This is a genomic window from Achromobacter sp. FW305-C-13, from assembly GCF_058783475.1.
Window position 1 is genome coordinate 1,337,625 of the sequence record NZ_JBYSYN010000001.1, and the last position, 12,023, is coordinate 1,349,647.

The following is a 12,023-nucleotide window of genomic DNA, read 5'->3' on the forward strand; positions in this document are numbered from 1 at the left end:
CATCCCATCCTGCTTGTCCCTCGGCCTCCGGCATGCCCGGCTGCGCCGATCTGGTCCGCGCTATCGCCGCGACGCCTCGATTGGGCGGCCGCGCGCCGCCGACGCCTGGCCGCATCCCCTCGCTTGATCACGCTTTTCCTTTTCAGCAAGGCGACGCCTTCGCGCGCGCTCGCCCGTTTTCCGTGGACCAACGATGATTTTCGACTGGATGAACGACCCCACCGCCTGGCTTGGCCTGGCGACGCTGGTCATTCTTGAAATTGTGCTGGGCATCGACAACTTGGTATTCATTGCCATTCTTGCCGACAAGCTGCCGCCCGAGCAGCGCAACCGCGCACGCCTGATCGGCCTGACGCTGGCGCTGGTGATGCGCCTGGGCCTGTTGGCGAGCATCGCGTGGGTCGTCACCTTGACGGCGCCGCTGTTCACCGTCTGGGGGGCCGAGATATCCGGCCGCGACCTGATCCTGATCCTGGGCGGCTTGTTCCTGCTGTTCAAGGGCACGATGGAGCTGCATGAGCGCGTGGAAGGCAGCGCGTCGCATGACGCCGGGCAGAAGCCGCAACACGCCGTGTTCTGGCAGGTGATCCTGCAGATCGTGGTGCTGGATGCTGTGTTTTCACTGGACTCCGTGATTACCGCGGTGGGCATGGTGCAGGACCTGAGCATCATGATGATAGCCGTGGTCCTCGCGATGGCCGTCATGATGCTGGCCAGCCGCCCGCTGATGGCGTTCGTCGGCCGTCACCCCACGGTGGTGATCCTGTGCCTGGGCTTGCTGCTGATGATCGGCTTCAGTCTGGTGGCCGAAGGCCTGGGCTTCCATGTGCCCAAGGGCTACCTGTACGCCGCCATCGGTTTCTCGATCCTGATCGAGTTGTGCAACCAGTTGGCGCGCCGCAACCGCGCCCGCGGCACGCACGCGCTGGGACGCCGCCAACGCACGGCCCAGGCGGTCTTGCGGCTGCTGCGCGCGGGCCGTGCCGGCCAACCCGGCCATCAGGCCGACGAGGTCGTGGCGCTGGTGGACAGCGCAGGCGACGAACCTGCCTTCGCGCCGGAAGAAAGCTCGATGATCGAGCGCGTGCTGTCGGTGGGTGCGCACGACGTGCGTTCCATCATGGTGCCGCGCGGCGACATGACGTGGCTGGATGTGTCTGACACGCCCGACATCGTCGTCCGCAAATTCGCGAGTGGCCACTCGCGCCTGCCGCTGTGCGCGGGCGAGGCCTCCAACGTGCTGGGCGTATTGCATTTCAAGGACGTGCTGCCGCTGCTGCAGAATCCAGGTCCGATCGACCTGGTGGAACTGGCGCGCGAGCCGCGCTACGTCATGGAAACGACCCCGGTGCTGAAGGTGCTGGAGGAACTGCGCGCCTCGCGCGACCACATGCTGATCGTGGTGGACGAGCACGGCGTCTGCGAAGGGCTGGTGACGCCGATGGACGTGCTGACCGCGGTGGCCGGCGAATTGCCCGAGCACAGCGACGACCAGCCTGAAGCCTTGCAGTTGTCCGATGGCACGTGGTTGCTGGAAGGGCGCCTGTCCGTAGGCGAGGCGGCCCGCCTGTTGAACGCGCCGGCGCTTGCCGACGAATACCCCGACGCGACGCTGGCGGGGTGTCTCTTGCGGGCGGTCGGCAGGATTCCGGACGCCGGGGATACCATCCAGCTGCATGACTGGGGCTTCGAGGTGACGCGCCGCGAAGGCTTGCGGGTGGATCAGGTGCACGCACGGCCCTCGACGTTTGAGGACACTAGGGCTTCTTAAAAAGTCGTCAACTCGTTAATTGCGGCGGATACTCCGACAAGGGGTATCCGCTGTTTTTTTGCAACAGGAGATGCAAAGGTGAACCGTCCCCCCATAGGGAAATGCGCGGGATTATCCCGCCTTGACGGCCGCTTGGGAAAAGCAAGACTCTGTGAGAATATTGCAGCAGATTTCACCCTTCTTATTCTTATTATCTCCATTAACAAATAAGAGAAGGTTCTCGGTACGACGGTGTGTCTTTGCATTTTGTTGTTCTTAATGGAGCGCGAAGCATGGGCAGTACGAGGTCTACGGCACGGGGCAAGGTAAGCAGGGAAATCGCAGCAAGATTGCTGATCAGCGCGCCGCTGGGGTTTTGCGCCGGCGCTTATGCGCAATCCGCCGACGACGCGAATAAAAGCAATAATCCATTGAACCTCGCGGCGTCTTTGAATTTTCAGAATTACTACACGCCAAAATTATTCGGCACCAACGCGCACACGAATGATTTTCTGGTCCGGCCGACGATCCCCATCGCACCGGGCGACTGGGTGGGCGTGCCGCAGATACTTCGTTTCACCGCGCCCATCAGCACCCGGCCGCAAGCCGACGGCAGCTACAAGACGGGGTTGGGCGACGTCAATGTTTTCGACATTTTCCTGTTGAGCCAAGGCGAGCTTGACGTCGGCATCGGCCCGATGCTGACCATGCCTACCGCGACCAGTACCGAAACGGGGTCCGGCAAATGGTCCGGCGGCTTGGCCGGCACGGTCGTCAGCAGCAGCAAGGAAGGCCTGATGGGCGCGCTGGTCGAATGGCAACATTCGTTTGCCGGGCAGAACAACCGCGATACCGTGCATTCGGCCACATTCCAACCTTTCTTGATCCGCAATTTGCCCCAAGGCTGGTATGTGCGGTCGACGGCGACGTGGACGTTCGACTTGCAGAAGAACAACTACTACATCCCCATCGGACTGGGCGCCGGCAAGGCCTGGCGCATGGGTAAGAACATCGTGAACGTTTTCGCCGAACCGCAATGGACGGTGGCGCACAAGGGCGAAGGCCTGCCTCAGTTCACCGTATTCGCCGGGGTGAACATTACGTTCGGGCATTGATGGCGGCACGGGTTTCTTTGAATTCCAGGAGCACGGAATGCAAAAGGTGAGGGCCTTTATTCGTAGCGCGCTGGCGATCGCCGGCCTGGCGGCCTTGGCGGGATGCGCCACTCAGCGCGCGCCCATCCAGGACGAGGCGCTGCGCAGCACGGCCAAAGAGGCGTACCTGTACGCCTACCCGATGCTCTACAACTACAAGACGATGTACGGCCAGGCAATCCACCCCGGCGGCAAAGAGTACGTGGGCGGCTTCGGCAAGTTCCGCCACTACTCGCAACCGTACACGCCGGAAAACCGTGAAATCGTCACGCCGAACAACGACACTCCGTACTCGTGGGCCTGGCTGGACTTGCGCACGGAACCGTGGGTGCTGAGCCTGCCCGCCACCCCGAAAGATCGCTACAACGTCTTCCAGATGGTGGACCTGTATACCTACAACTTCGCCTACGCGGGCGTACGCGCCACCGGGTTTGGCGCGGGCAACTACCTGATCGCCGGGCCGCGCTGGGATGGGGGCAAACCCAAAGGTATCACCAAGGTGATGCAGTCCGAGACGGACTTCATCGGCATCCTGGGCCGCACCAGCCTGAACGGCCCGTCGGATGTGAAGAATGTGCAGGCCTTGCAGGCCAAGTATCGATTGCGGCCGCTAAGCGAATTCCTGCGGCATCCGCCGCCCGCCGCCGCCCCTGCTGATGTGGACTGGTTGCCTTGGGACGAGCAGCGCGCCACTTCGGTGGAATTCATCGCCTATCTGAACCAGCTGCTGGCGTTCACGCAACCGCAGCCGGCGGCCGAGCAGGACATGATGCGGCGTTTCGCGCTGATCGGTATCGGGCCGGGCAAGCCCTTCGATGCCGCCAAGCTGGATTCGACGACGCGCACCGCGATCGAGCAGGGCGTGGCTGACGGCAAGGCGGCGCTGCTGCAAGCCGAGAAGCAGACGCGCTCGTCCATCGGCTTGTTCGGATCACGGGCAGCGCTGGGCAACGACTATACGAAGCGGGCCGTGGCCGCCGCCATGGGCATCTACGGCAATTCGTCCGAAGAGGCGGTGTACCTGGGATACGAGGAAGACTCGCAAGGGCAGCCGATGGAGGGAAGCAAATCCTATGTGATCCGGTTCGAGCCGGGGCAATTGCCGCCCGTCGAATTTTTCTGGTCGATGACTATGTACGACCTGCCGGGCCGTCACCTGGTCGACAACCCGATCAAGCGTTATGCGATCGGCGATCGCACCCGTGGACTCAAGCGCGGCCAGGACGGTTCGCTGACGCTGTACGTGCAGCATGCCAACCCGGGCAAGGACAAGGAATCGAATTGGCTGCCGGCCCCGGAAGGACGGTTCAACATCGTGGCGCGGTTCTATGGCCCGAAACCCGCCATTCTGGACGGTACGTGGAAGCTGCCCAAGGCCGAGCTGGCGCCTTGAGGCTTAAGGGGAAGGGGAAGCAATGATGTCGAAATGCCCGCGCCGGACTGCCTGGCGCAATGCAATTACGCCATGGATCACGTTGGCCGCGCTGGCCGCGCCGGCGGTGTCCATGGCAACCGAAGGCGCTTTGGGGCGCCAAGTCACGGGCACCAACGTGCTGCCGAATGCGGGTATCGTTTCGCCCGAACCAATCTGGGCAGTGAATTTCGCCCAAATCTATCTGGACGGCAAGATCGGTGGAAGCCGTGAGGTGCCGGTAGGGGGGCGTACCTCGCTGGGTCTGGACGGCAAGGTGGCGTTTACGCTGGCCACCGTCCTGAAAACCTGGGACACGGGGCCCGGGCGCTGGAACTTTGCGTCGAGTTTCACCTTGCCCTATGTCTGGACCAAGGTGGATTCGAAGCTGACGGGGCCGGGCGGCCGGACGGTGGGACAAAGCGATACGGCGTCGAACCTGTTCGACCTGTATTTCTCGCCCATCATTGCCGGCTACCACTTCTCTGAAACCTCGCACATGGCGCTCAGCCTGAACATCTGGGCGCCCACGGGCAAGTACAACGCCAGTGACATGGCCAACCCCAGCCTGAACAACTGGACCTTCATTCCGCAGGTGGCCTACACCAAGATCTTTCCGGAGTCGGGCTTCCAGCTGGATACGGTGGCCGGGGTGCAGTTCTATACCCGCAACAGCGCCACGGACTACCGCAACGCACCCGTCTTCAGTCTGGACGTGATGGGGCGCAAGACGTTCAGCAATGGCGTCAGCGCGGGCCTGATCCTGGGCACCCAGCAGCAACTGGGAAGCGACAAAGGCCCGACGGCCGACCGGCTCAACGGCTTCAAGGGGCGCGACTGGGCGCTGGGTCCGATCGTGACCTATGACACGAAACTGGCGGACAAGCGCTCACTGTCGCTGAGCCTGCGCTGGGTACCCACGATCAGCAGCACCAACCGGCTTGACAGCACCAGCACGGTCATGGGGACCGCCACGCTGGTGTTCTGAGGCGGGAAATCTGCCGCGCGCCAACAGCGGACGGTCTGCGGGTCAACTGCAAACGCGCCGCCACGGCGCCACGCCGCGCGGCGGGCAATAGCCCGCGCATGGGGTGGCGATCGACACGCCGCTCTGGCACCGCAGTTCCGGCGCCTTGTCACCATACGGCACGGTGCCCTGGCAATCGCAACTGGCCAATCCCGCCCCCGACGGCAACTTCTTGATGAGGGGCGCGGGCGCCGCGGCAGACGCCGTGGCATCTTCGTTGCCATCGTCGCTGTCGACGACCGCCCGCACTTTTGCCGTCGGCATGTTGCACGCCTTGGCGATGGCTTTCACCGATTTTCCTTCGTCCGACATCGCCAGTATTTTCTTGTCGCTGCACGCGGCATGGGCGGGGGAGGGCAACGCGCTGAACAATGTGATCAGCATGATGGCGGGAATCACTGCCCGATACAGGGTCATTGCGTCTCCAGCGTCTTGATGCGATGGTGGGGAATACGCCGTTCGCCTGATGGCGCGGGCTTTTGCGGCCTAGCGTAGTGCGCCGATTTCCGCAGTGTCAATGCGACACGCTTAAATAATCCGGCCGACGGTGGATTAGTTTTCACCGTAACGCCGGATGTGCCCCAACGGCCCGGTAAGCCTGCACGGAGCAGGAATTACCAGGCGCTGCCGCTTATCCCGCCAAGAACGGATGCGCGGCAATGGCGGCTTCGGCGCGGGCTCTTGCGGCTTGCAGTGCAGCCTCGCCGCGCGCGGTGCCTTCCACTGAAAAGAACGACACGCTGTGCAGGCCGATGGTACCCAACACGTGCTTCAGATAGGGCGTCAGGAAATCGGGCTGGCGGGCCGCGCCGCCTGAGAATTCGCCGCCGGAGGAAATGGCCACATACACCGGCCGGTCGGGCAGGTTGCCGATCTTGCCCTCGGCCGTGATGCGGAAGGTGCTGCGCACGCGCACCACATGGTCGATCCAGACCTTCAACGACGACGGCACGGTGAAATTGTGCATCGGCGTGGCGATGACGATATGCGTGGCGGCCTGCAGAGCCTGGATCAATTGCGTCGACTGCCGCAGCGCGCCGCGTCCCAGCACGTCGTCTGCCGGGTCCGCAGGCGCACTTAGCGCCGCGGCATAGTCCTGGTCCACAGGGGGCAGGGCGGTGGCGTCAATTTCCACGACTGCGGGCGCTTCGGGTCCGGCGGCGGCGATCAGGCGGTCGATGATGCGTTGCGACAGGCGGTGGCTTTCGGCGCTACGGCCGCGCGGGCTGCAGGTGATGTGAAGAATGCTCATGCGGCAGGGGTGTCCAGTAGCTTGCTGAAACGGATGGCGCTGGTCAACAGGCCTTGGCGGAAGTAGAAGCGCTGGGCCAGCGCGTTGGACAGGCCCGTATCCAGCACGAACTTGGCGCAACCCGCGTCGCGGGCCATGCCGTCCAGCGCCTGCAGCAAGCGGGCGCCCCAGCGGCCGCCGCGCCGCGTGCTGTCCACGACCAGGTCATCTACGTACATGAAGCGGCCGTAGATCAGGTTCTCTTGATAGCGGTAACCCGCCAACGCCACGACCTGGCCGCCATCCACCGCCGCCAGCAGCCGGTAGCTGTCGCCGCGCATGCGGGTGATGCGAGCAACGAAGTCGTCGGCATCGGAAAGATGGGGCCGCAGTTCGCGCATCAGGGGCAGGCAGGCGCGCAGTGCTTTGTCGGTATCGATGTGTTGTAGAGCAGAGTCTGTCATGGGGATTTCACGCGGGGTTCAGGGAGGACAAGGCATCATCGTAGAAAGACCATGACATAATTTGAAGGGCCATAAATTGAACTTTGGACTATGCCATGATTGACCGACGCCCCAAGGACGGATTGCCGCCGCTGGTTCCCAACAGCGCGGATCCGCTCTACCGCCAGGTGTACGAACGGTTCCGCAGCGCGATCACGCAAGGCACGCTTGCGCCCGGCGACCGCATCCCGTCGGCCCGTGCCCTGGCCAAGGAAATGGGCGTGGCGCGCGGCACGATCGAAGTGGCGTATTCGTTGCTGGTGGCCGAAGGCTACATCCAGACTCGGGGGCAGGCCGGCACGATCGTCACCCCGGATCTTCAGCCCCAGGCACCGCCCGCCGCTGTGGCGCCTCTGCCCGAAACCCCCGACGACGAACATGGCTGGCATCGTCCGTCCGCCATCCTGCCGTTCCAGATGGGCGTGCCGGCGCTGGACGAGTTTCCCCGCAAGCTGTGGGCCCGGCTGGGCGCCCGGCAATTGCGTAGCCTGCAAGCGCCCGAGCTGTCCTACCCGCCGTCCAACGGGCTGATGGGACTGCGAACTGCCGTGGCCGCCTATCTGCAAGTGGCGCGCGGCATCCATTGCCAGCCGTCCCAGGTGTTCATCACCTCGGGCTACAACCATACGATGCAGCTGGTCATGCAGGCGCTGCTGGCGCCGGGCGACCGCGTGTGGGTGGAAGACCCTGGGTATCCGCCTACCCGCGCGTTGCTGGCGCAGGCGCGCCTGCAGGCGGTGCCCATTCCGGTGGATCAGGACGGATTGATGGTTGGCGAGGGCGTTGCGCGGTACCTGGACGCGAAGGCGGCCGTGGTCACGCCGGCGCATCAAAGCCCGCTGTCGATGTCGCTGTCGCTGCCGCGCCGGCAAGCCCTGCTGGAATGGGCCGAACGGCAACAGGCCTGGATCGTGGAAGATGACTACGACGGCGAATACCGCTATGTCAGCCGGCCCTTGCCCGCATTGAAGAGTCTGGATGCACAGGGCCGCGTGCTGTATGCCGGGTCATTCAGCAAAGTGCTGTTTCCAGGGATGCGCCTAGCGTATCTGGTCGTGCCGCCCGCGCAGGTGGGGGCTTTCGACCGCATCTGCCGGCTGCTGTCGGGCACCGCGCCGGGGTTGACGCAATCCATCCTGACCGCGTTCATTGCCGAAGGGCATTTCGGCCGGCACATCCAGCGCATGCGGCGGCTGTACAGCGAACGGCGCAACGCCACGGCGGCGGGATTGACCGCCGCGCTGGGGGACCGCATGCATATCGAACCGCAACCGGGCGGCATGCATCTGGTCGCGCGCATGCAAGGGCAGTTGACGGATGTGCCCTTGGCCGCGCGGATGCTGGAGCAGGGCATGTATGCGCATCCGTTGTCGCGCTGGTCGACCCTGCCGGACCCGCAATCGGGCCTGTTGCTGAGCTTCACGAACATCGCGTCCGAGGCGCAAGCCCTTGAATTGGGCCTGCGGATCAAGGCGTTGATGTAGGCCTTAGTTCAGTCCGGCTTTGTCCAGGCCGAACGCGGCATCGGCGGAACCCGGTACGGTCCGGAAGGCCACGTTCAGGCGGTTCCAGCCATTGATGGCTACGACGCGGAACGTCAGGTCCGAGATTTCGGCTTCCGAGAAGTGCTCGCGCGCCTGTTCGTACACGTCGTTCGGCACGCCGTGCGCGGGCAGAGTGGTCAGCGCTTCGGTCCAGGCCAGCGCGGCGCGTTCGCGCGCCGAGAAAAGGGTGGATTCGCGCCAGATGGCGACGTGGTGCAGGCGCAATTCGCGTTCGCCACGCAGCTTGGCCTGCTTGACGTGCATGTCCAGGCAGAAGCCGCAGCCATTGATCTGCGAGGCCCGGATGTCGATCAGGTCGCCGAATTCCTCAACCACCGGCACCTTTTTCATCGCCGCGCTGAAGTCCATGTACTTCTTGGACAGTTCCGCCGACACCTGGAAGTAATTCAATCGTTGGCTCATTTGCCTACCTTTCTGAAGCGCTGTTTTCGAATGGGGGATCACGAAAACACATCATGCGTCAGCCTGGACCAGGCAAAAAGTGCCATAAATGGTGTTTTGTTATAGGCCATCCAGGCACGTTCTGGATTCCGCGCGAGGCCAGCGCAGCACGAAGCGGGCGCCGCCCAGCGGGCTGTCCTGGATCTCGATCGTGCCGCCGTGGTTCGCCGCCACGCGTTTGACGATGGCCAGCCCCAGCCCGGCGCCGCCGGTGCCGCGGTCCCGGCTTTCGTCAAGCCGGATGAAGGGTTCGAATACGCGTTCCCGGTCCGCCTCGGCGATGCCGCCGCCGTCGTCGTCCACCAGCAGTTCGTAGCCGGCCGCCGTTGCTTTCAGTTCGATCTCGACGCGCTGGCTCGCGTAGCGCACGGCGTTCTGCACCAGGTTCAGCAAGGCGCGGCTCATATAGCGCGGATGCAGTTCGACGTGCGCCGGATAGCCGGGGCGCACGTGGCACTGGATGCCCCGGGCATCGGCCTGATGGGCGACCAGCGCCAGCGCTTCGCCCAGCCAATCGCACACGTCCACGGTCTCCAACCGGACTGCGTCGTCGGCGGGGCGTTCCAGCCGGGCGTAGACAAGCAGCTCGGCCACCATCGCTTCCAGCTCCGAGATGTCGGTGCGCATGTCTTGCAGGATCTGCCCGCGGCGGGGCAGGTATTGGTCATGGCCCAGCATGTCCACTTCGAACGACAGCCGGGCAAGCGGCGTGCGCAGTTCATGCGAGACGGCGTTGGTCAGGCTGCGCTGGTTGTCGATCAGCGCGGCGATGCGCTCGGCCATATGGTTGAAGCTTTCGCCCACGTGGCGGATGCCCGAGATGCGGGACAGCCGCACCCGCACGCTCATATCACCTTGGCCCATCCGCAACGTCGCCTTGCGCAGCGCGTCCAGGTCGCGCCAGATGGGCAGGGCCCACCCCAGCAGCAGGATCACGGCCAGCACCAGGCTCAGCGCCGCCCAGGCGGACCAGGTGATCCACCGCTCCATCGCGGGTTCCAGCGGCAGACGTACATCCAGCCACTGCACGGGTTCACCGGGCAAGCGGGTCAGGTAGGTGTTGTAGTCGTCCCGCATGATGAGACCGGTACGGTCCAGCTGTTGTTGCTCATCCGGCGTGAGGGTGACGCGGCTGTCGGGCAGCAGCGTCAGGGTCAGCCCATAGTGCGGCAGCAGCTCGTCCAGGATATAGGCCGCGCGGGCTTCCGGGGCGACAGGGTCCAGCTCCTTGTGCAGCGCGTAGATCTGGCCGCGCACGGCACGGTAGGACAGATCGGCGCTGACTGAGTCCAGCAGATACCCGAAGCTCAGGTTCACCAGTTGGGTCGCCACGCCGTAGCCGATCGTGGCAATGATGACGATGCGCAGCGCGAACTTAAGCATCAGTGGCCTTTCCTGGAGTGCCGCAGGCAAGTGCGTGGCGCGAAGCGGGCGTGGGGAAGGAAGGCGGGAATCATGCGGCGACAGCGGGATAATCGCGCATGCTAGCGGTGCGCAGAAATCGAATTCGTCGAGATTTGTGTGTCAATTGTGAAGATTCGTGCAGTGATTTGATTCGGGCCTATGGTTGCGGCAGCCGGTATCCGGCCGTCAGACCCGATTGAAACTGGCGCGCTCCCCGGCTATAAGCATGAAGAAGGGGCGGAGATCCAGCGCCCCGCCCGTCATCGATCGCCCCTGCACCATGCCGCACCCGCCCCCCCACGACGAGCACGTCGCCAGCAGGCCCGCCACGCACGAGCGCGTGGACCCCGGGCGAAGCTCCTGTCTGGAAGTGTTCCTGGTTTTCCTGCGCCTGGGACTGACCTCGTTTGGCGGCCCGGTCGCGCATCTGGCTTATTTCCGCACCGAATTCGTCGACAAGCGCCGCTGGCTGGACGATTACGCCTATTCGGATCTGGTGGCGCTGTGCCAGTTCCTGCCCGGGCCGGCAAGCAGCCAGGTCGGCATGGCGATCGGCCTGCGGCGCGCGGGCTGGCCCGGCATGGCTGCCGCCTGGCTGGCATTCACGCTGCCGACCGCGCTGGCGCTGATCGGATTCGCCCTGGGGCTGGCGCATTTCGGCTGGCTGTCGCAGTCGGGCGCGATACACGGCTTGAAGGTGGCGGCCGTGGCGATCATCGCGCAGGCTGTGTGGGGCATGGGCCGCACGCTTTGCCCGGACCGCCCGCGGGCCGGATTGGCCGTGACGGCCGCCCTGATCACGGCCGCGCTGCCCACCGCGTGGGGGCAGGTGGGCGCGGTCCTGCTGGGCGTCGTCGTGGGTGGCGCCATGCTGCAAGTGCCGCCCCGGCCCATCCTGGCCAATCGCACCCAAGGCGCGTCGCGCCGCGCAGGCTATATCGCACTGGCGCTGTTTGTCGTGTTGCTGGCGGGGTTACCCGCGTGGGCGGCGGTGTCCGATTCCCCCTTGGCTGCCCAAGTAGCCGGCTTCTACCGGGCGGGTGCGCTGGTGTTCGGCGGCGGCCACGTCGTGCTGCCGTTGCTGGAGGCCACCTCGGTATCCAGCGGCATGGTGTCCAATGCCGACTTCCTGGCGGGCTATGGGGCCGCGCAAGCCATGCCCGGCCCGGTGTTCGCATTCGCCGCCTTCCTGGGGGCGATGTCGTCGGGCCCCTTATCGGGATGGCTGGGTGGGCTGGCATTCCTGGGCGTCATCTTCCTGCCAGGTGCGTTGCTGGTAGCCGGCGCCTTGCCGTTTTGGGAAAGCCTGCGCCGGCGGCCCGGCGTGCGCAATATGGCCGCAGGCGTGAATGCCGCCGTGGTGGGCATTCTGCTGGCCGCTCTTTATGACCCGGTCTGGACCAGCGCGATCCTGAACAAGGCGGATTTTGCCCTGGCGCTATTGCTGTTCGCGCTGCTGGTCTATGCGCGCAGGTCGCCAGTCTGGGTGGTGCTGGCCGCCGCCGCGGGCGGCTGGGCCTTGGCCTGGCTAGGCTAG

Annotated in this window: 11 protein-coding genes; 6 read left to right on the plus strand and 5 right to left on the minus strand. The window is 64.6% G+C overall.

Annotated elements, in window-relative coordinates:
- Positions 1-193 precede the first annotated feature (193 nt).
- The 4 genes from AC3WMU_RS06025 to AC3WMU_RS06040 all read left to right on the plus strand — a co-directional run bounded on the left by AC3WMU_RS06025 (position 194) and on the right by AC3WMU_RS06040 (position 5,303).
- Complete coding sequence (locus AC3WMU_RS06025) at positions 194-1,771, plus strand: TerC family protein (RefSeq protein WP_280026196.1); 1,578 nt, start codon at positions 194-196, stop codon at positions 1,769-1,771.
- Between the two features lie 428 nt (positions 1,772-2,199).
- Positions 2,200-2,865, plus strand: coding sequence for a hypothetical protein (locus tag AC3WMU_RS06030; RefSeq protein ID WP_234704725.1), 666 nt, complete (start codon positions 2,200-2,202; stop codon positions 2,863-2,865).
- Positions 2,866-2,902: 37 nt separating this feature from the next.
- Complete coding sequence (locus AC3WMU_RS06035) at positions 2,903-4,297, plus strand: DUF1254 domain-containing protein (RefSeq protein WP_492281979.1); 1,395 nt, start codon at positions 2,903-2,905, stop codon at positions 4,295-4,297.
- A 25-nt stretch (positions 4,298-4,322) separates the two neighbouring features.
- Positions 4,323-5,303, plus strand: a complete 981-nt coding sequence (locus AC3WMU_RS06040) for a SphA family protein (protein WP_052017795.1) — start codon at positions 4,323-4,325, stop codon at positions 5,301-5,303.
- A 42-nt stretch (positions 5,304-5,345) separates the two neighbouring features.
- Here the strand turns inward: AC3WMU_RS06040 and AC3WMU_RS06045 are convergent, their stop codons facing one another.
- From AC3WMU_RS06045 to AC3WMU_RS06055, 3 genes are all read right to left on the minus strand, one after another.
- Complete coding sequence (locus tag AC3WMU_RS06045) at positions 5,346-5,759, minus strand: hypothetical protein (RefSeq protein ID WP_280026198.1); 414 nt, start codon at positions 5,757-5,759, stop codon at positions 5,346-5,348.
- A 214-nt stretch (positions 5,760-5,973) separates the two neighbouring features.
- Complete coding sequence (locus AC3WMU_RS06050) at positions 5,974-6,594, minus strand: FMN-dependent NADH-azoreductase (RefSeq protein WP_280026199.1); 621 nt, start codon at positions 6,592-6,594, stop codon at positions 5,974-5,976.
- Positions 6,591-7,037 carry a GNAT family N-acetyltransferase gene (locus tag AC3WMU_RS06055; RefSeq protein ID WP_280026200.1) on the minus strand — a complete coding sequence of 149 codons (447 nt, stop codon included), beginning with the start codon at positions 7,035-7,037 and terminating at the stop codon, positions 6,591-6,593. The genes AC3WMU_RS06050 and AC3WMU_RS06055 overlap by 4 nt, the downstream gene beginning before the upstream one ends.
- 95 nt (positions 7,038-7,132) lie before the next feature.
- Between AC3WMU_RS06055 and pdxR the strand changes: the two genes are divergently transcribed.
- On the plus strand, positions 7,133-8,560 hold the full coding sequence (gene pdxR / locus AC3WMU_RS06060; RefSeq protein ID WP_280026201.1) for a MocR-like pyridoxine biosynthesis transcription factor PdxR: 1,428 nt from the start codon (positions 7,133-7,135) through the stop codon (positions 8,558-8,560).
- A gap of 3 nt (positions 8,561-8,563) precedes the next feature.
- On the opposite strand, the gene AC3WMU_RS06065 is transcribed toward pdxR, so the two are convergent.
- Positions 8,564-9,043 (minus strand): carboxymuconolactone decarboxylase family protein, encoded by a 480-nt coding sequence (locus AC3WMU_RS06065; protein WP_006222089.1) that lies wholly within the window; start codon positions 9,041-9,043, stop codon positions 8,564-8,566.
- A 99-nt stretch (positions 9,044-9,142) separates the two neighbouring features.
- The gene (locus AC3WMU_RS06070) at positions 9,143-10,465 is read right to left on the minus strand and encodes an ATP-binding protein (protein ID WP_006222088.1); all 1,323 of its coding nucleotides are present in this window, start codon (positions 10,463-10,465) and stop codon (positions 9,143-9,145) included.
- Positions 10,466-10,766: 301 nt separating this feature from the next.
- Here AC3WMU_RS06070 and chrA point away from each other — a divergent pair, with 301 nt between their 5' ends.
- A complete protein-coding gene (gene chrA / locus AC3WMU_RS06075) occupies positions 10,767-12,023 on the plus strand; it encodes a chromate efflux transporter (protein ID WP_492281980.1) in 1,257 nt (418 codons plus the stop codon).

Coding starts and splice junctions, on each gene's coding strand:
- AC3WMU_RS06025 (WP_280026196.1), top strand. CDS start 194: ATGATTTTCGACTGGATGAACGACCCCACCGCCTGGCTTGGCCTGGCG.
- AC3WMU_RS06070 (WP_006222088.1), bottom strand. CDS start 10,465: ATGCTTAAGTTCGCGCTGCGCATCGTCATCATTGCCACGATCGGCTAC.
- AC3WMU_RS06035 (WP_492281979.1), top strand. CDS start 2,903: ATGCAAAAGGTGAGGGCCTTTATTCGTAGCGCGCTGGCGATCGCCGGC.
- AC3WMU_RS06055 (WP_280026200.1), bottom strand. CDS start 7,037: ATGACAGACTCTGCTCTACAACACATCGATACCGACAAAGCACTGCGC.
- pdxR (WP_280026201.1), top strand. CDS start 7,133: ATGATTGACCGACGCCCCAAGGACGGATTGCCGCCGCTGGTTCCCAAC.
- AC3WMU_RS06050 (WP_280026199.1), bottom strand. CDS start 6,594: ATGAGCATTCTTCACATCACCTGCAGCCCGCGCGGCCGTAGCGCCGAA.
- AC3WMU_RS06065 (WP_006222089.1), bottom strand. CDS start 9,043: ATGAGCCAACGATTGAATTACTTCCAGGTGTCGGCGGAACTGTCCAAG.
- AC3WMU_RS06045 (WP_280026198.1), bottom strand. CDS start 5,759: ATGACCCTGTATCGGGCAGTGATTCCCGCCATCATGCTGATCACATTG.
- chrA (WP_492281980.1), top strand. CDS start 10,767: ATGCCGCACCCGCCCCCCCACGACGAGCACGTCGCCAGCAGGCCCGCC.
- AC3WMU_RS06040 (WP_052017795.1), top strand. CDS start 4,323: ATGTCGAAATGCCCGCGCCGGACTGCCTGGCGCAATGCAATTACGCCA.